Source organism: Kitasatospora sp. NPDC090091 (assembly GCF_044747365.1).
Classification (GTDB): domain Bacteria; phylum Actinomycetota; class Actinomycetes; order Streptomycetales; family Streptomycetaceae; genus Kitasatospora.
The window spans coordinates 63713-82003 of record NZ_JBIVDY010000017.1; the positions used below are offsets into that span (position 1 = coordinate 63713).

An 18291-nucleotide genomic window follows, 5' to 3' on the forward strand; every position below is an offset into this window, starting at 1 on the left:
CGGCCTGGTGGGGCCGCGCATGAGGGTGAGGGCGCGAGGTTCAGCCAGAGCGTCGACAGGACATGCTCGTCACGCGGAGCAGGTCCACGTGGCGGCGGCGAACAAGGATGAGCACGTCACCAGCCTAAATGACGGTCGCACCGGCGCGGACCCCCGGTGCGGGGTGAATTGTCGTGAGCAAGTCACAGGAGTCGGCCGTCGACGCCCCGGCCGCCCCGGCCGCAACCCCGGACAGGCCGCCCGCACCGGGTGGACCGGCATCCCCGGGCACTGTCACACTGCTGCTGTCACAGCACGGGTGCGACAGAGGCGGAGGGCGGCACGGATGTCGGAAGTGGCGGCGGAGGTCCGGCTCACCGTGGACGAGCTGGCCGCCCGGGCCGGGGTGACCGTCCGGACGGTGCGCTTCTACGGGACGAAGGGGCTGCTGCCGCCGCCGGAGCTGGGCCCGCGCCGGGTCGGCCTCTACGGGGCCGCCCACCTGGACCGGCTCGGACTGATCGAGGAGCTGCAGCGTCAGGGGCTCACCCTGGCGGCCATCGAGCGCTACCTGGCCCGCCTCCCGCAGGACAGCACCCCGATGGACCTGGCGATCCACCGGGCGCTGGTGGCGTCGTGGACGCCGGAGGCACCGGAGGCGGTGAGCCGCGCGCAGCTGGAGCGGCGGGTCGGCCGGGCGCTGTCCGAGGAACAGCTGGACCGGCTGGCCGCGATGGGCGCGATGGAACGGACCGCGGACCCGGAGGCGTTCCGGGTGGATCCGGGGCTGCTGCCGCTCGGGGCGCGGATCCTGGACGTGCCGATCCCGCTGGAGACGCTGCTGGCGGCGCGGGCCGTGCTGCTGGAGCACAGCCGGGCGACGGCGCACGAGCTGCACCGGCTGTTCCGCGAGACGGTGTGGAAGCCCTACCGGGAGAGCGAGCCGGAGCCGGCCGAGCTGGCCCGGATGAAGGACCTGGCCGGCCACATCCAGCCGATGGTGGCGCAGGCGCTGGTGACGGCGTTCCAGCGCTCGCTCCGGGAGGAGCTGGGCGAGGCCGCGCGCGGCACGGACTCGCCCAGCACCCCGGAGGACTGACGGTCAGTCAGCCCTTGAAGGTCCGCCCCTCGGCGGCGATCCGCTCCAGCATCGCGGGCGGCGCGAACCGCTCGCCGTACGCGGCGGCGAGCTCGCGGGCGCGGGCCGCGAAGCCGGCCGGGCCGCCCGGGTAGCCGTTGATGTACTGGAAGACGCCGCCGGTCCAGGCCGGGAAGCCGATGCCGAGGATGGAGCCGACGTTGCCGTCGGCGACCGAGGTCAGCACCCCCTCCTCCAGGCAGCGGACCGAGTCCAGCGCCTCGCTGAACAGCATCCGCTCCTTGAGGTCCTCGAACGGGACCGCGACGTCGGACCGCGTGAAGTGCTCGCGCAGGCCCGGCCAGAGGCGACCGCGCCGGCCGTCCTCGCCGTACTCGTAGAAGCCGGCGCCGCCGCTGCGGCCGGTGCGGCCGAACTCGTCGACCATCCGGTCCACCACCGCGTCGGCCGGGTGGGCGGTCCAGGTCTCGCCGGCCGCCTCGGCCGCGCGCCGGTACTCGTTGCGGATCTTGCGCGGCAGGGTGAGGGTCAGCTCGTCGAGCAGCGAGAGCACCTTGGCCGGGTAGCCGGCCTGGGCGGCGGCCTGCTCGACGCTGGCCGGGTCGACGCCCTCGCCGACCATCGCCACGCCCTCGTTGATGAACTGGCCGATCACCCGGGAGGTGAAGAAGCCCCGGGAGTCGTTCACCACGATCGGGGTGCGGTCGATCTGGCGGACCAGGTCGAAGGCGCGGGCCAGTGCCTCGTCGCCGCTCTGCGGGCCACGGATGATCTCCACCAGCCGCATCTTGTCCACCGGCGAGAAGAAGTGCAGGCCGATGAAGTCGGCGGTGCGCTCGACGCCCTCGGCGAGCAGCCCGATCGGCAGGGTGGAGGTGTTGGAGCAGAGCAGCGCGTCCGGCGCCACCACGCCCTGGACCTCCTGGAACACCTTCTGCTTGAGCTCGGGGTTCTCGAAGACGGCCTCGATCACGGCGTCGCAGCCGGCCAGCTCGGCGGCCTCGGCGGTGGGGGTGATCCGGGCCAGCAGCTCGTCGCGCTGCGCCTCGGTGGAACGGCCGCGTGCCACCGCCTTCTCCAGCAGCCCGGCGGAGTAGGCCTTGCCGCGCTCGGCGGCCTCGACGGTGACGTCCTTGAGCATCACCTCGATGCCCGCCTTGGCGCAGGTGTACGCGATGCCCGCACCCATCATGCCGGCGCCGAGCACGGCGACCCGGCGGACCGTCCGCTTCTCGACGTCCTTCGGGCGCCCGGCACCGGAGTTGACGGCCTGCATGTCGAAGAAGAGCGCCTGGATCATGTTCTTGCTGGTCTGCCCGCAGGCCAGCTCGGTGAAGTAGCGGGCTTCGATCACCATCGCGGTGTCGACGTCGACCTGGGCGCTCTCCACCGCGGCCGCCAGCACGTTGCGCGGCGCCGGGTAGGGGGCGCCGGCCAGCTGCTTGCGCAGGTTGGCCGGGAACGCGGGCAGGTTGGCGGCGAACGCCGGGGTGGCCGGGGTGCCGCCCGGGATCCGGTAGCCCTTGACGTCCCAGGGCTGGACGGCGGTCGGGTTGGCCCCGATCCAGGCCCGGGCCCGGCTGGTCAGCTCCTCGGGGGTGTCGACCAGCTCGTGCACCAGGCCGTGCTCGAACGCCTGGGCCGGCCGGTACTGGCGGCCCTGGAGGAGCACCTTCAGCAGCGCGTCGGTGATGCCGAAGAGCCGGACGGTGCGGACCACGCCACCGCCGCCCGGCAGCAGGCCGAGGGTGACCTCGGGCAGGCCGATCCGGCCGGCCGGGGTGTCCAGGGCGATCCGGTGGTGGCAGGCGAGCGCGATCTCCAGACCGCCGCCGAGGGCGCTGCCGTTGAGAGCGGCGACCACGGGCTTGCCGAGCGTCTCCAGCGTGCGCAGGGCGCGCTTGATCCGCATCGACTTCTCGAAGACGGCGGCGGCGTCCTCGGGCCGGGCGGCCGAGAGCATCCGCAGGTCTCCGCCGGCGAAGAAGGTCTTCTTCGCCGAGGTGACGACCACGCCGCGCAGCTCGTCGCCGAGGCCGGCCAGCCGCTCCACGGCGGCCTCGAAGTCGGCCGTGAAGGCCTCGTTCATGGTGTTGACGGACTGGGTGGGGTCGTCGAGGACGAGGGTGACCACGCCGTCCTGGTCCTGCTCCCAGCGGATGGTGGTGGTGTCGCTCATGAGGTTCGGGTCTCCAGAAGGGGCCGGGGAGGGAGGTGCCGGGGCGGGATCAGATGCGTTCGACGATGGTGGCGATGCCCATGCCGCCGCCGACGCAGAGGGTGGCCAGGCCGTACCGCAGGTCGCGCCGCTCCAGCTCGTCGATCAGGGTGCCGAGGATCATCGCGCCGGTCGCGCCGAGCGGGTGGCCGAGGGCGATCGCACCGCCGTTGACGTTGACCTGGTCCGGCCGGAAGCCCATCTCGCGGACGAAGCGGAGGACGACGGCGGCGAAGGCCTCGTTGATCTCGACCAGGTCGATGTCGGCGGCGGTCAGCCCGGCCTTGGCGAGCGCCTTGCGGGTGGCCGGGGCCGGGCCGGTCAGCATGATGGTGGGCTCCGAGCCGGACACCGCCGCGGAGACGATCCGGGCGCGCGGGCGCAGGCCGTAGCGCTCGCCGATCTCGCGGTTGCCGATGGCGACCAGGGCGGCGCCGTCCACGATGCCGGAGGAGTTGCCGGCGTGGTGGACGTGGTCGATCTCCTCGACCCAGTGGTACTTCTGCAGGGCGACGGCGTCGAAGCCGCCGGCGTCGCCGATGGCGGCGAAGGACGGCTTGAGGCCGGCCAGGCTCTCCACGGTGGTGCCGGGGCGGATGAACTCGTCGCGGTCCAGCACGACCAGGCCGTTGCGGTCGAGGACCGGCACGACCGAGCGGTCGAAGAGGCCGTCGGCCTGGGCCTTGGCGGCACGGGCCTGGGACTCGGCGGCGAAGGCGTCCACGTCGGTGCGGCTGAAGCCCTCGACGGTGGCGATCAGGTCGGCGCCGACGCCCTGCGGGACGAAGTGGGTCTCGTAGGCGGTCATCGGGTCGGCGAACCAGGCACCGCCGTCGGAACCCATCTTCACCCGGGACATCGACTCGACGCCGCCGGCCAGGACGAGGTCCTCCCAGCCCGAACGGACCTTGGCGGCGGCCAGGTTGACGGCCTCCAGGCCGGAGGCGCAGAACCGGTTCTCCTGGACGCCGGCCACCGTGTCGGGCAGGCCGGCTGCGATGGCGGCGACCCGGGCGATGTCGGAGCCCTGGTCGCCGATCGGGCTGACCACACCGAGCACGATGTCGTCCACCGCGGCCGGGTCGAGGTCCGGGAAGCGGCGGCGCAGTTCGTGGATCAGGCCGACGACCAGGTCGATCGGCTTGGTGCCGTGCAGCGAGCCGGTGGCCTTGCCCCGGCCGCGCGGGGTGCGGATCGCGTCGTAGACGTACGCTTCGGTGGTCACGGTGGAGAGCCTTTCGGGGTCTGGCCCGGTGGTTCGGGGCCTGGCCTGGTGGGGAGCGCCGGCGGGGCCGGGTCGGGAATCGCCGGCGGGGCCGGTCGGGGAGCGGTCAGTCGAGGAGGGACCGGCCGACGATCTCCTTCATGATCTCGGTGGTCCCGCCGTAGATGGTCTGGATGCGGCCGTCGGTGAACGCCCGGGCGACCGGGTACTCGGCCATGTACCCGTAGCCGCCGTGGAGCTGGAGGCAGCGGTCGGCGGTGCGCTTCTGCAGTTCGGTGGCCCACCACTTGGCCATCGAGGCGTCCGCCGGGGTGAGCGCGTAGCGGTTGTGCTCGGTGATGCACCGGTCCACGAAGGCGCGGGTGACGGCGCACTCGGTGGCGAGCTCGGCGATCTCGAAGCGGACGTGCTGGAGCTTGGCGAGCGGCCGCCCGAAGGCCTCGCGCTGCTTGACGTACTCGGTGGTGATCTCCACCAGGTACTCGGCGCCGGCGATCGCGGAGGCGGCGATGGTGAGCCGCTCCTGGGCGAGGTTCTGCATCAGGTACACGAAGCCCTGGTGCTCCTCCCCGAGCAGGTTCTCCTTGGGGACGCGGACGTCCTCGAAGAAGAGCTCGGCGGTGTCCTGGGCCTTCTGGCCGATCTTGTCGAGGTTGCGGCCGCGTTCGAAGCCGGGCATGCCGCGCTCGACCACCAGCAGGCTGAGCCCGCGCGCGCCGCCCTCGGGGGTGGTGCGGGCGACCACGATCACCAGGTCGGAGAGGATGCCGTTGGAGATGAAGGTCTTGGCGCCGTTGAGCAGGTAGTGGTCGCCCCGGTCGACCGCGTGGGTGCGGATGCCCTGGAGGTCGGAGCCGGTGCCGGGCTCGGTCATCGCGATGGCGGTGACCAGCTCCCCGCTGCAGAAGCCGGGCAGCCAGCGGCGCTTCTGCTCCTCGGTGGCGAGCGAGGTGAGGTACGGGCCGATGATGTCGTTGTGCAGGCCGAGCGCCAGGCCGGAGGCGCCGGCCCGGGCGAACTCCTCGGCCAGCACGGCCGCGTAGCGGAAGTCGGCGCTGCCACCGCCGCCGTGCTCCTCCGGGACGGCGATCCCGAGCAGGCCCTGCCGGCCGGCCGCGAGCCAGGCCGAGCGGTCCACGATGCCGGCCCGCTCCCAGCGGTCGTAGTGCGGCAGCACCTCCTTGGCGAGGAAGGCCCGGACGGTCGCCCGGAAGTCCTCGTGCTCCTCGGTGTAGATGTCGCGTTGCACGGCGCTCTCCTTATCGGGCCGCGGCGTCCGGGGACGGCGGGGCGGGCGGGGTGTTCCGGACGGGCGGGGTGTTCCGGACGCGCAGGGTGGCGCCGGGTGCGGCGGGCCCTGCGGCGGGCGGTGCGCCCGGGGCCGGTGCGGCGGCGGGCCGGCCCGGCGGGTGGGCCAGGGCCGGCAGACCCCAGTCACGGGCGACCTCGGCGGTGTCGGCGCCCGGCCGGGACGGCGGGCGGCGCAGCGTGCCGGGGGTGGCGGAGAACCGGGGGGCCGGGGCGGGCTGGGTGTAGCCGTCCGCCTCGACGTACGTGCCGCGGGCCGCCAGGTGCTCGGACGCGGCGGCCTCGCGCATGCTCAGCACCGGCTCGACGCAGGCGTCGGAGCCGGCGAAGACCTCCTCCCACTCGGCCCGGGTGCGGGTGGCGAAGCGGGCGGCGATCAGCGCGCGCAGCTCGGGCCAGCGGGCGGTGTCCCACTGGCCGGGGGCGTCCGGGCCGAGCTCCAGCAGCCGGGCGAACTCGGCGTAGAACTGCGGCTCCAGTGCGCCGACGGCGAGGTGCCCGCCGTCCTTGGCCGGGTAGACCGCGTAGCAGGGGGCGCCGCCGTCGAGCAGGTTGGCGCCCCGCCGGTCCTGCCACTGGCCGGCCGCCAGCAGGCCCCAGAGCACGCCGGTGAGGTGGGCGGCGCCGTCCACGATCGCGGCGTCGACCACCTGGCCGGTGCCGGTGGCGCGGGCGTGGTGGAGGGCCGCGAGCAGCCCGACGACCAGGTAGAGCGAGCCGCCGGCGTAGTCGCCGAGCAGGTTGGCCGGGATCGCGGGCGGGCGGTCCGGGTCGCCGATCATGCCGAGCACGCCGGCCGCGGCCGCGTACCCGATGTCGTGGCCGGCCCGGTCGGCGCGCGGCCCGTGCTGGCCCCAGCCGGTCATCCGGCCGTAGACCAGGGCGGGGTTGCGGGCCAGGCAGGCCTCCGGCCCGACGCCGAGGCGCTCGGCGACGCCGGGGCGGTAGCCCTCGATCAGCAGGTGGGCCCGCTCGGCGAGGCCCAGGACCAGACCGGGCCCCTCGGGGGCCTTGAGGTCGACCAGGACGGAGCGCTTGTTGCGGTTGGCCACGTCGTGGGCGGGATCGATGCCGAGCGGCGAGGGGACGGGCCGGTCCACCCGGACCACGTCGGCGCCGAGGTCGGCCAGCAGCATCGCGGCGAACGGGCCGGGCCCGATCCCCGCGAGCTCGACCACCCGGACGCCGGCCAGCGGGCCGGGACTGCTCGTGTCGCGCACTGGCCACTGCCCCTCGGGGTTTGACAGTAAAGCTGTAACACTCGCGATGATAGGGAAGCGACCCGCCGGTAACAAGACCTCCACGCCGGCCGCCGGGACCGGGCGCCGGAGGGGTGGCTGCGGGTCACCCGCGGGTCGCCGGCGAGGTCCGGGGCAGGCTCCGGGGCGGACTCCGGGGCCGGGGCCCGCAGGAGCCGGCAGGCCGCCCGACCGCCGACGGAAACTTGACGGGTACGTGACGTGAAACCGCAACCGTTACAGCTGATGATGCGTCAGTATTCGCACGGGCGAGCCATTTCGGCCGTCCTGCGGTCAGAGGGGTGCTGACCCCTCGTCGAGGATGAGGAGAACGGACGCAGATGGTCTCCCCAGGTTTCTCCACCGGGCCGGTCTCGCCGGCCTCACCTCCCGGCGCCCCGCACAACCCGGCGCCGGACACCGTCGTTCCGATCTCCGCCCCCGGCGCCTCCCCGTTCGCGGCCGGCCCGACCCCGAGCCCCTCCCCCGGCCCGCCCCCGACACCGCCCAACGGCACCACCCGGCTGGACCGTCCGTACGAGCTCTGCGCCTCGGCCGGGATAGCCCGGCAGGTCGCCACCGAGCTGGACAACGCCAACGGCAAGGGCGGCAACAACCTCGCCGAGCACGCGAGCGGCGCGGCCGCGAAGATCCGCGGCTTCGCCTTCGGCGGCGCCCTCGTCAGCTGCACCGAGCGCTGGCTGCAGCAGTGCCGGTCACTGCACGACAAGCTCTCCGGCACGGCCGAGAAGCTGGACGTCACCCAGTGCACCTACCAGGCCAACGAGCACTCCACGGCGGGCCAGTTCGGCCACTGAGCGCGCAGGTGCCCGCCGCCCGCGCGCGGGCGGTGGGCACCGCAGGCACGGCGGGCACCGCAGGCACGGCGGGCACCGCAGGAGTGCCGCGAGCAACCGCGAGCGCCGCAGCACCGAGGACCAGCCAACCGCGAGAGGAATCCAGGGACATGGTGTCCTACCAGGAACTGCACGAGGCCGACTTCTCCGGCGTCACCGAGACCGCCGAGGCCTGGGCCGCCATGGCCAAGGCCCTCGAAGGGCTCGACGAGCGCGTGGGCCGCGACCTCACCAACACCCCGCAGCGGGCCGGGTGGCAGGGCGGGGCCGCGGACGAGGCGGGCCGGACCCTGCAGACCGTCGACTCCGACTTCACCCAGGCCGCCGATGTCGCCCGGGCCCTCGCAGCGATCATCAAGGACGCCGCCGAGGACTTCACCGCCGCCCGCCGGGACCTCGACGCGGCGCTCCACGACGCGATCGACCAGAAGCTCACCGTCGCCGCCGACGGACACGTCAGTTGGCCGCCGATGTCCTCCGAGGGGCACAACGACCCCGACTACCAGGACATCCTGCGCAAGTACCAGGCCGACATGGGGGGCAGGGCGGATGTGCTCTCCGCCCGGCTGACCAGGGCGGTCGACCGGGCCACCGCCGCCGACCAGCGCGCCACCGTCGCCCTGCAGGGCGACGTGGGCACCAGCACCACCTCCTTCAACCCCCACCCGTACGGCGGCGGGGACGCGGCCGACGCCAAACGCGCCACCGACCTGCTGAGTCGCACCGGCACCCTCTCCGACGAGGAGCGCCGGCGGCTGGAGAACCTGATGGCCGCCAACGCCGGCTCCAAGGAGTTCGCCACCACGCTGCTGAACGGCCTCCGGGCGGGCGACGTGACCGGCCCGGACGCGCTGCTGCTCTACGCACAGCGCTACGGCGAGCTCTCCCACGGCAAGCAGGACGCCAAGGACTACCAGGACATCTACGGCAACCTCTCCCAGGTACTCGCCACCGCCACCAAGGACGGCGGGATGGGCCGGGAGTGGCAGGACGCCCTGCTCAAGGCCGCCCGCAGGCCCGACGCCTCGGCTGCCGGCTACAGCGGGAAGTACGCCGTGCTCACCGAGCTGATGGGCGCCAGGGGCGACTACGACAAGGCGTTCCTGGAGAAGGTCGGCAACGACCTGGTCGACTTCGAGCGCACCAGCAAGCACAAGGGTCCGGACCTCTGGGGGCCGCTCTACGACCAGGCGGCGGGAGGACCGGGCGACCCGATGGGCGGCCTGCTGCGCGCGATGAGCCGCAACCCGGAGGCCTCCAAGGAGTTCCTCGACCCCGCCGCCAACAAGAACCTCGACTACCTGCTCAAGGAACGGAGTTGGCCCAGGGGCCTGGAGAGCGCGATGCCCGGCTCCGTCCTCGCCGGGGGCTCGCACGCCGCCTTCGGCGACGCCCTGGAGGCCGCCGCCACCGGCCGCGACCCGCACGGCAACCAGCCGCCCGTCCGCCCGCACGACCGGGCGATGGTGCAGATCATGGACACCGCGATCACGACCCTCGGCGGGGACAAGGCCGGCTCCGAGAACGGCCTCCCCGCCTCGCTGCGGCGCCCGTTGGCGAACATGATCGGCGACTACGCGGCGGACACGCACGACCTCCTCAGCAAGGACCTCCCCGGGCCCTCCCGTCCGGAAGGGCTCACGGCCGGCCGCGAGCAGCTGCTGCGCGTCATCCGCGGCACCGCGGAGGATCCGGAGGCCTTCGCCGTCATCCACCTCGCCGAGACCCGGGAGATCGCCCGCCGGATGGACGAGTTCGGGCCGGGGAACTTCACCCCCGACGTGACCGGCCGCCCCAACCCGAAGTTCGCCGGCTTCGTCGACGAGTCCAGCAAGGCGCTCGGCGCACTCGACGCCGTGCGCGCGGACACCATCCTCGACCACAAGGCCGACGCACAGTTCAAGAACAACTGGCAAGCCAAGATGGACTACCACATCTACGGCACCGCCGCGAACGTGCTGAAGATGAGCCTGTTCAGGATCCCGGAGACCGCCGACTGGTTCCCGCTCGGCGACATCGCCCAGCGCCTGGTCGACGTCGGCACCTCCGACTGGGCCAACAGGGCCAACGCCGAGCTCGACGCCAAGGCCCAGGGCGAGGTGAGCACGAACTACACGGCCGGCGAGCTGCAGATGATGTCCATGCTCCAAGAGAAGGCACGGCTGTCGCTCGTTTCGGAGGAGGACATCGCCGCCCCCGGCAGTGTGACCAAGCAACTGGCCGACAGCGCCGGGGTGCACTACCGGTCGTCCATCGACCGGGCCTACCACAACGCGCTCGGCAACCCGTGACGGGCGCCGGGCGGATGACGAGGGAGAAGGTCGACCGGGCCCTCACCCGGCGCGGGTACACCACCCGGCGGCTGCGGCTTCGGGCGGCGGCCGTGATCGTGGCGATCGCGGCCGGCGTCTCGGGGGTGCTGCTGCACAACCTGACCAACGCATTCGGGCCGGACACGGTCTGCGGCGGCGCCGCGACCGCGGACCGGCTGCACGCGGCGCTGGGGCCGGGGCGGATCAGCGAGGAGAAGAGCGAGGGCTGGTCCCCGGGCGCCTACGACCGGGCGAGCACATGCGTGGCGAAGGTCTCGTCCGGGCTGTTCGGGGCGTCGGAGCGGACCGCGTCGTTCGCCCTGGCGGTCAACCCGGACGACATCGCACCGCCGACGGCACCGGAGGCCCGGCTGTTCGCCGGGGGTGCGGCCGGGGCCGTGCTGCCGTCCCGGGCGTGGGCCCTGCTCCCGGAGGGCTGCCCCCGGGGGATGCGCGCCGAGGTCGGCCTCGGCGGGGACACCGCGGACGGCGACCACGGCCAGGGCCTGGCCGAGCTGGCGGTGGCCTACGCCGACACCGCCGCCAGGACGAAGGGGTGCGGCGCCGGGAAGCTGCCGGCGCCGGCCGGACTCTCCGCGGCGGCCGCGCCGCAGCCGGTCGACTTCGGCAAGGTCTGCGGCCTGCCGGGGCTGGCGCCGACCCGGGGCCCCGGCACCGGCGGCGGCGGGTACCGGCAGCAGGCCACCACGGCGCTCGCGCCGGTGTGGTCCTGCGAGCTCGGCTACGCGACCGCCGGCAGCCCGCTCGTCTCCTTCGCGATCACCACCGACCCACGGGTCACCGGCCTCGACCCGAAGGACGCGCGCACCGCGGCCTACGGACGCGCGCAGTGGATCGGGGCCTCCGGCCACAACGTGGTCGCCGACTGCCGGGGCAGGCCGACGTACTTCCACCTGGACTGGCGGGGCGGCATCGGCGTGGGTGACCGCGGGGTCTTCACGGACGGGAACGAGCTCTGGCGCCGGTTCCTCGACGCCGGCGGCAAGGCCGTCGGCTGCGAACCGATCGTCCCGTAGCCGGATCGTCGAGCCGTCGTCCGGCGGTGAGCCGGTCGTCCGGTGGCGGTCGGTCGTCCGGTGGCGAGCCGGTCGTCCGGTGGCGGGCGGCCGTCGGGCGGCGCCGGCCCGGGTCCCGGGAAGGAGACCCGGGCCGGCGGATCCCCCGGCAGGGGGACGCGGATCGGGAGCCAGGGGGAGGCCGCGGCGGGCCCCGCACGGGAGGGTGGGCCCATGACCACGAAGAGTCCCCTCTCCCGGGTGCGCACGGTGGCGGCGGGTACGGCCGTCGCCGCGACGGTGCCGTACCTGACGCTCAAGCTGCTCTGGCTGACCGGCCACCCGGTGGGGGCCGGCGACACCGCCGCGATGGACGACCTCTGGCTGGTCAACCTGCTGACCTTCGGCATGGACGCCGTCGCCGTGCTGCTCGCCCTCGCCTTCGTCCGGCCCTGGGGCCGGCGGGCCCCGGCCGGGCTGCTGGCCTTCCCGATGTGGGTGGCGACCGGCCTGCTCGGGACCATCCTGGTGGCGCTGCCCCTGATCCTGCTGACCACGCTGGTGCTCGGCCCCGACGCGTCCGCCGCCGACGACGGCCCGGGCGGCCTCGGCGACTGGGTGTTCACCGTGGTGTACGGCGGGTTCGCCGTCCAGGGCGTCGCGCTGATCGTCGGCTTCCTGCTCTACGCCCGGGAGCGCTGGGGCGGCCTGCTGCGCGAGCGGATCGGCGACCTGCCCGACTCGCCCACGCTCACCGTCCAGCGGGCCTTCGCCGGCGTGGCCGGGCTGCTCGCCCTCGGGGTGGCCGCGGCCCGGCTCTACTGGTGCGCCGGCGGAACGGCCGGGCTGCCCGTGGCCTGGGTGCAGGAGCGCAGCCGGAGCGTGGCGGTGATGGACCTGGTGACCGCCCTCATGGCGCCGGCCGCCGTCGCGGCGCTGCTGGTGCTGGTGTTCCGGATCCGGCCGGAGCGGCGGCTGCGGGTGCCGCTGGTCGTGGTGTGGACCGCGGCCGGGTCGCTGTTCAGCTGGGGCGCCTGGCAGTTGGTGGTGTTCGGGACCGTCACCGACGTGTCCGACCCCAAGAAGGCGGTGCCCGGGCTGCTCCCCCTGGTGGAGGCGGCGCAGGTGATCGCCGGGCTGCTGGTGCTGGCGGCGGGCGCGATCGCCCTCGTCGAGCGGGCCGCCGCGCGGGCGACGGTGGCCGGGCCGGTCGGGTCGGGCACGGCGGGCACAGCGGTGGCGGTGGCGGTGGCGGCCGACGCGGCGGTGGCGCCGGCCGGGCCGACGGCCGCCCCCGCGGTCGTCGCTGACGTAGAGTCGGCCGGGTGAGCACGGGGGCGGGCGCAGCGGGAACGGAAGCGGCGGCGGGCACCGCGGCGGGGACGGGCCCCGGCCCGGACGCGGGAACCGGCCCCGGCACGGGGCTCGGCCCGGCACTCGACGCGGCAGTCGACCCGGGCCCGCGGCGGCACGGGCTCCGCCGTCGGCTGCGGCAGGCGGGGAGCGCGCTGCTCGGTCGGCGGGCCCGGCTGCGCTGGGTGCACCTGGTGCTCGGCGGGGCGCTGCTGATGCCGTACTGGATGCTCTCCGTGGTCCTGTTCGGGGCGCTCGATCCGGAGAACGGCCCGCTGCACCAGGTCCTCCTCCAGCTCGGTTCGCTCGCCCTCTCCCTGCCGATGGCCGCCGTCACCGCGCTGGTGCCCACCGTCCGGGGGCTGGAGGGCGCGGCCGCCCGGGCGCTCGGCGCCCCGGAGCGGGCCGAGGAGGTCTCCACCGGCCCGGCCCGGTCCTGGGCGGCCCGGCGCCGCACCTCCGCCTGGTACGTGCTGCACGTGCTGTTCGGTGGCGTGGTCAGCGGGATGACGCTGGCCGGGGTGCCGTTCGCCGTGGTGCTGATCTGCTCCCCGCTGGGCGGACCGCCGATCGGCGAGGTGCTGCAGTACTGGCAGGACCGTGGCGTCCCCTCCTTCCTGCCCGGCCCGGCGCTCGGGCTGGCCCTGCTGCTGCTGGTCACCGCGACCAGCGCGGGGCTCGGGTCGCTGCTGGCCCGCTGGGCGCCGGTGCTGCTCGGTCCGACGCCGGAGGAGCGGCTGGCCGCCGCCGAGCGGCGGGCCGCGGTGCTCGCCCAGCGCAACCGGCTGGCGCGCGAGCTGCACGACTCGGTCGGCCACGCGCTCAGCGCCGTCGGCATCCAGGCCTCGGCGGCCGCCCGGGTGCTGCGTACCGACCCGGGCTTCGCCGAGGAGGCGCTGCGGGCGATCGGCGAGACCGCGCGGGCCGCCGTCGCCGAACTGGACGCGGTACTCGGCCTGCTGCGCGAGGAGGACCGGACCGACGCCGGGACCGCCGGCCCCACCCTGGCCGGGCTCGACGACCTGCTGCGCCAGCTCGCCGGCACCGGCCTGCGGATCGACGCCGAGCTCGCGCCCGGCCTCGACCGGCTGCCCGCCGCCTTCTCCCGCGAGGCGTACCGGATCGTGCAGGAGGGCCTGACCAATGTGCTGCGGCACGCCGGGCCGACGACGCCCGCCGGGCTCCGGGTGGGGCTGGCCGCGGGGCTGCTGGAGATCGAGCTGACCAACCCGCTCGGAACCGCCCGGCCCAGCCGGCCCGGCGGCGGGCGCGGGCTGCGCGGGATCGGCGAGCGCGCGGCCGTCCTGCGCGGCGAGTGCACGGCCGGGCCGACCGAGGACGGGGCGCGGTGGCGGCTGGCAGTCCGGCTGCCGGTGGGAGGAGCCGGATGAGCGGGCATCCGCCGGCGGGCGGCGGACCGGCGCAGGCAGCGCCGGTGGAGGCGAGAGCGGAAGCAGGAGCAGTACAGGTGAGAGCGGTGGAGGCGGGAACGGTGGACGCGGGAGCGGGGCAGGCGGGAGTGGCGGCGACGGACGGGGCCGTGGTGGGCGGCGCGGGGGCGGCCGGGTCCGTCCGGGTGGTGATCGCGGACGACGAGCGGCTCGTGCGGATGGGCCTGCGGGTGGTGATCGACGCCGAACCCGACCTGACCGTGGTCGGCGAGGCCGCGGACGGCGCCGAGGTCGTGCCGCTGGTGCGCTCGCTGCGGCCGGACGTGGTGCTGATGGACGTCCGGATGCCCGGCATCGACGGCATCCGCGCCACCGAGCAGCTGGTCGGCGGGATGGAGTCGCCGCCGAAGATCCTGGTGGTGACCACCTTCGAGCACGACGACCACGTGTACGACGCGCTGCGGGCGGGCGCCACGGGGTTCCTGCTCAAGCGTTCCAGCGTGGAGGAGATGGTCCAGGCGGTGCGGCTGGTCGCGCGCGGGGACTCGCTGCTCTTCCCGGCCGCGGTGCGCGAGCTCGCGCTGCGCCAGGTCCCGGCCGGGCGGCGCGGCGCCGTCCCGCAGAAGGGGCCGATCGGCCGGCTCACCGAGCGGGAGGGCCAGGTGCTGCGGCTGATGGCCGCCGGGCTGAACAACGGCGAGATCGCCGGGCGGCTGGTGGTCAGCCAGGAGACGGTGAAGACCCACGTCGCGAGCGTGCTGGCCAAGCTGGGCGCCCGGGACCGCACCCAGGCGGTGATCGCCGCGTACGAGTCGGGCTTCGTGCTGCCGGGTTAGCGGGGCGGCGCGGCAACGGAACCGCGGTGGCAGGGCGCCGGGGACGCAGAGCGGCAGAGGGTAGCGGCTCCGGGCCCTGGCCCGGACTGCCGGAACGTTTCTTCCTTCCCGGACATACCAGCGAGTAGAGTGCGGCCTTCCCCCGTCTACCGCCCGATACCTCCCGTATCGGCCCGAAACGAACTGGTGGCCGCATGTCAGTCCGGACCAGCCCCGCGCTCTGGTGGCGCATGGGCATCGTGCTCTCGGCGGGCCTCGGCCTGACCCTCGGGACGTCGAGCCTGGTCTACTTCACCGTCCAGAGCAACGTGATCGTGCTCGGCTACTTCATCGGCGCGGTGTACTGGATGATCCGGCGCGGCACGGTGGACGCGCCCGCGCCCCGGCTGCGCGGGGCCGCCACGCTCTACATCCTGATAACCGGCCTGGTCTCGCACATCCTGCTGGAGCACGGCGCCAACCCGCTGCCGGGGCTGTTCGACGGGCCGGACAGGCTGCAGCACTGGTCGTCGTTCTTCCTGCACTACGTCACACCGGTGATGGTCATCTCCGACTGGCTGGTGCTGAAGCCGCGCAACGCCTCGGCCTGGCGGGACATCCCGCTCTGGCTGGCCTTCCCGCTCGGGTACGCGGCGATCGTGCTGACCCGCAACGCGCTCTTCTCGAACTACCCGCTGCCCTACCCGTACTTCTTCTTCGACCCGACCACCAAGGGCTACGGCTACGTCTGGGGTCAGATCGCGCTGCTGACCGTCGAGTTCGTCGTGCTCGCCGCCGCCGTGGTGGGCCTGGACCGGCTGGGCACCCTGGTCTCCGGCCGGCTCCGACCGGCCGCCGCGCAGCCCGGTACCGAGTCCGCTTCCTGACGACCCGCCACAGCCGTCGTCCGACCTGCTGCCCGCGGCGGCCGGCTCAGATCCGCCAGCAACGGATCCGGTCGGCCGCCGCGTACACGTCCGCCCGCCCCTCGGCGATGTCCCGGGCCAGCTCGACCAGGGCGCCGTACGGCGGGTCGATGCCCTCCTTCGCGGCGTGCATGTACGCCGCGGTGGCCATGCAGGCGTAGAGGTTGTTGCGCACCGGCAGCGGCCGCAGCAGCACGATCGTGTGCATCAGGGTCGCCGCGCACCAGGCCGGATCGGCGTCGTGGCCGAGCTGCGCGGTGTTGACCCGGTGCCGCGCCACCGCCGCCTGCAGCGCCGAGTAGTCCCGGACGCTCAGGTCCTCCGGCGAGGCCTGCTCCTGCACGTCGAGCAGCCAGCGCAGGTCGACGTGGAGCAGCGTCACTCCGGTACCCCTCCGCCGCCGCGCATCCCCGGTGCCCGCCCGGCTCACGCCGCCGGCGCGTCCTCCGGGAAGGCCGCGTCGAACTCCGCCCGGTGCGCCGTCCAGAACGCCACCGCGTGCTCGACGAAGTCCCGCCGCTGCTGCTCCCGCACGCTCAGGTCGTGGACGTACGCCTTGACACTCTTCCCGTCGGCGGCGGCCGCCGCCCGGATCGCGGCGAGTTCGTGCTCCGTGTACTCGATGTTGAGTGCAGGCATGGCGCCGATGGTACTGGAGCGGTACCGCCCGGGGAACCGGAACGACGCCAACCGACCGGCGCTCCGGGCGTGTTGTGCGCCCCCGGCCGCGGCGACGCTCCGGCGACCGTCCGCCCTACATCGGATCCACCGCCCGCAGTTCGCCGTCCAGCTCCAGCCAGCGGGTGATCCCCAGGCCGCGCAGGAACGGCAGGTCGTGGCTGGCGACGATCAGCGCGCCCCGGTAGGCGGCGAGCGCCTGGGTGAGCTGGCGGACGCTGGCCAGATCGAGGTTGTTGGTCGGCTCGTCGAGCAGCAGCAGCTGCGGCGGCGGGTCGGCCAGCAGCAGGGCGGCCAGGGTGGCGCGGAACCGCTCGCCGCCGGAGAGCGTGGCGGCGGGCTGGTCCGCCCGGCCGCCGCGGAACAGGAAGCGGGCCAGCCGGGCCCGGATCGCGTTGTCCCCGGCGTTCGGCGCGAACAGCTTGACGTTCCCCGCCACGGTGAGCCGGTCGTCCAGCAGGTCGAGCCGCTGCGGCAGGTGGCGCAGCGGCACCGGAGTGGTCACCTCGCCCTCCAGCGGGGCGAGTTCGCCGGCGACGGTACGCAGCAGAGTGGTTTTGCCGGCCCCGTTGCGGCCGACCAGGGCGATCCGCTCGGGCCCGCGCAGGTCGAGGTCGGCGGTGGTGCCGTACGGCAGCCGGACCTTCTGCAGGGTGAGCACCGTACGGCCGTCCGGAACGGCCGTGCGGGGCAGGTCGATCCGGATCTCGGCGTCGTCGCGGACGGCCTCCTCGGCCTCGGTGAGCCGCTGCCTGGCCTCGTCCAGCCGCTCGGTGTGCATGCCCTGGAGCCGGCCGGCCGTCTCCTGGCCCTGGCGTTTGAGCTTGCCGGCGAAGATGTGCGGGTCGTTGCGGGTGACCGAGCGCTTCTTGCCGTAGCTGGCGCTGCGCTCCAGCCGGATCCGGGCCTCGGCCAAGTCCCGCTTCTGGCGCTGGACGTCGGCCTCGGCGTTGCGCAGCAGCCGCTCGGCCGTCTCCTGCTGCGCGGCGAGGGTGCGCTCGTACTCGGCGTAGTTCCCCCCGTACCAGGTGACCTGGCCGTCCCTCAGGTCGGCGATCTGGTCGACGTGCTTGAGCAGCTCGCGGTCGTGGCTGACGATCAGCATCACGCCGTGCCAGCCCGCCACCGTCTCGTAGAGCCGCTCGCGGGCGGCCCGGTCGAGGTTGTTGGTGGGCTCGTCGAGCAGCAGCACGTCGGGGCGGCGCATCAGCAGGGCGGCCAGGCGCAGCAGGACGGCCTCGCCGCCGGAGAGCTCGGCGGTGGTGCGGTCGAGGCCGAGCCGCTGGAGCCCGAGCCGGTCGAGGGTGGCGCGGGCGCGCTCCTCGACGTCCCAGTCGTCGCCGACGGCGTCGAAGTGCTCCTGGCGGGTGTCGCCGGACTCGATGGCGTGCAGGGCCTCGCGGGCGGCCCGGATGCCGAGCGCCTCGTCGACCCGCAGTCCGGTGTCGAGGGTGAGGCCCTGCGGCAGGTGGCCGAGCTCGCCGCCGACCTTGACGGTGCCGGCGGTGGGGGTGAGCTCGCCCGCGATCAGGCGCAGCAGGGTGGACTTGCCGGCGCCGTTGAGCCCGATCAGGCCGGTGCGGCCGAGGCCGACGGCGAGGTGGAAGCCGTCCAGGACGGTCCTGCCGTCGGGCCAGTCGAAGGAGAGGTCGGTGCAGAGGACGGAGGTGCTGGGTTGTGCCATGAGTGGCCTCCCGGGTGGTTGCCTGCGGTCTGGGGAGCAACACGGGAGACACCGCGGGAGTGCGGGGAGCCTTGGGGGACGGCCGGGGCCGTCACGGGGACGGGTGCCGGGGCCGGCTCACCACTGAGGTCGCGCACTCGCACACTCGCACACCACGCGCAGCGGGGCTGCGTCAGGACAGCGGGCTGCATC

15 protein-coding genes are annotated in these 18291 nt (G+C 74.4%); 8 read left to right on the forward strand and 7 right to left on the reverse strand.

Translation table 11 applies throughout. The annotated features are described in order from the left end of the window. The first annotated feature begins 325 nt into the window (after positions 1–325). Positions 326–1078, forward strand: coding sequence for a MerR family transcriptional regulator (locus tag ACIPSC_RS27385; RefSeq protein ID WP_400828799.1), 753 nt, complete (start codon positions 326–328; stop codon positions 1076–1078). Positions 1079–1085: 7 nt separating this feature from the next. On the opposite strand, the gene ACIPSC_RS27390 is transcribed toward ACIPSC_RS27385, so the two are convergent. The 4 genes from ACIPSC_RS27390 to ACIPSC_RS27405 all read right to left on the reverse strand — a co-directional run bounded on the left by ACIPSC_RS27390 (position 1086) and on the right by ACIPSC_RS27405 (position 7049). Then, the gene (locus tag ACIPSC_RS27390; RefSeq protein ID WP_400828801.1) at positions 1086–3257 is read right to left on the reverse strand and encodes a 3-hydroxyacyl-CoA dehydrogenase NAD-binding domain-containing protein; all 2172 of its coding nucleotides are present in this window, start codon (positions 3255–3257) and stop codon (positions 1086–1088) included. Between the two features lie 49 nt (positions 3258–3306). Further along, complete coding sequence (locus tag ACIPSC_RS27395; protein ID WP_400828803.1) at positions 3307–4521, reverse strand: acetyl-CoA C-acetyltransferase; 1215 nt, start codon at positions 4519–4521, stop codon at positions 3307–3309. Between the two features lie 106 nt (positions 4522–4627). Beyond that, positions 4628–5770, reverse strand: coding sequence for an acyl-CoA dehydrogenase family protein (locus tag ACIPSC_RS27400; protein WP_313763131.1), 1143 nt, complete (start codon positions 5768–5770; stop codon positions 4628–4630). A gap of 10 nt (positions 5771–5780) precedes the next feature. Further along, on the reverse strand, positions 5781–7049 hold the full coding sequence (locus ACIPSC_RS27405) for a CaiB/BaiF CoA transferase family protein (RefSeq protein WP_400828806.1): 1269 nt from the start codon (positions 7047–7049) through the stop codon (positions 5781–5783). A 359-nt stretch (positions 7050–7408) separates the two neighbouring features. Between ACIPSC_RS27405 and ACIPSC_RS27410 the strand changes: the two genes are divergently transcribed. The 7 genes from ACIPSC_RS27410 (at position 7409) to ACIPSC_RS27440 (ending at position 15698) form a co-directional block, all read left to right on the forward strand. After that, positions 7409–7885, forward strand: coding sequence for a hypothetical protein (locus tag ACIPSC_RS27410; protein WP_400828808.1), 477 nt, complete (start codon positions 7409–7411; stop codon positions 7883–7885). Between the two features lie 149 nt (positions 7886–8034). Further along, on the forward strand, positions 8035–10215 hold the full coding sequence (locus ACIPSC_RS27415) for a hypothetical protein (protein ID WP_400828810.1): 2181 nt from the start codon (positions 8035–8037) through the stop codon (positions 10213–10215). Positions 10216–10229: 14 nt separating this feature from the next. Then, entirely contained in the window at positions 10230–11273 is a 1044-nt protein-coding gene (locus ACIPSC_RS27420; RefSeq protein ID WP_400828812.1) for a hypothetical protein, read from the forward strand. A 213-nt stretch (positions 11274–11486) separates the two neighbouring features. Further along, positions 11487–12581, forward strand: coding sequence for a hypothetical protein (locus tag ACIPSC_RS27425; RefSeq protein WP_400828814.1), 1095 nt, complete (start codon positions 11487–11489; stop codon positions 12579–12581). Then, positions 12578–13996 (forward strand): sensor histidine kinase, encoded by a 1419-nt coding sequence (locus ACIPSC_RS27430; protein ID WP_400828816.1) that lies wholly within the window; start codon positions 12578–12580, stop codon positions 13994–13996. The genes ACIPSC_RS27425 and ACIPSC_RS27430 overlap by 4 nt, the downstream gene beginning before the upstream one ends. Before the next feature lie 149 nt (positions 13997–14145). Next, complete coding sequence (locus ACIPSC_RS27435; protein ID WP_400829052.1) at positions 14146–14832, forward strand: response regulator; 687 nt, start codon at positions 14146–14148, stop codon at positions 14830–14832. A 194-nt stretch (positions 14833–15026) separates the two neighbouring features. Next, positions 15027–15698 (forward strand): Pr6Pr family membrane protein, encoded by a 672-nt coding sequence (locus ACIPSC_RS27440; protein WP_400828818.1) that lies wholly within the window; start codon positions 15027–15029, stop codon positions 15696–15698. 46 nt (positions 15699–15744) lie between these two features. On the opposite strand, the gene ACIPSC_RS27445 is transcribed toward ACIPSC_RS27440, so the two are convergent. From ACIPSC_RS27445 to ACIPSC_RS27455, 3 genes are all read right to left on the reverse strand, one after another. Continuing rightward, positions 15745–16119, reverse strand: coding sequence for a toxin Doc (locus ACIPSC_RS27445; RefSeq protein ID WP_400828820.1), 375 nt, complete (start codon positions 16117–16119; stop codon positions 15745–15747). Positions 16120–16163: 44 nt separating this feature from the next. Beyond that, positions 16164–16376, reverse strand: a complete 213-nt coding sequence (locus ACIPSC_RS27450) for a hypothetical protein (protein WP_238741434.1) — start codon at positions 16374–16376, stop codon at positions 16164–16166. A gap of 115 nt (positions 16377–16491) precedes the next feature. Further along, on the reverse strand, positions 16492–18099 hold the full coding sequence (locus tag ACIPSC_RS27455; RefSeq protein ID WP_400828823.1) for an ABC-F family ATP-binding cassette domain-containing protein: 1608 nt from the start codon (positions 18097–18099) through the stop codon (positions 16492–16494). Between the last annotated feature and the right edge of the window lie 192 nt (positions 18100–18291).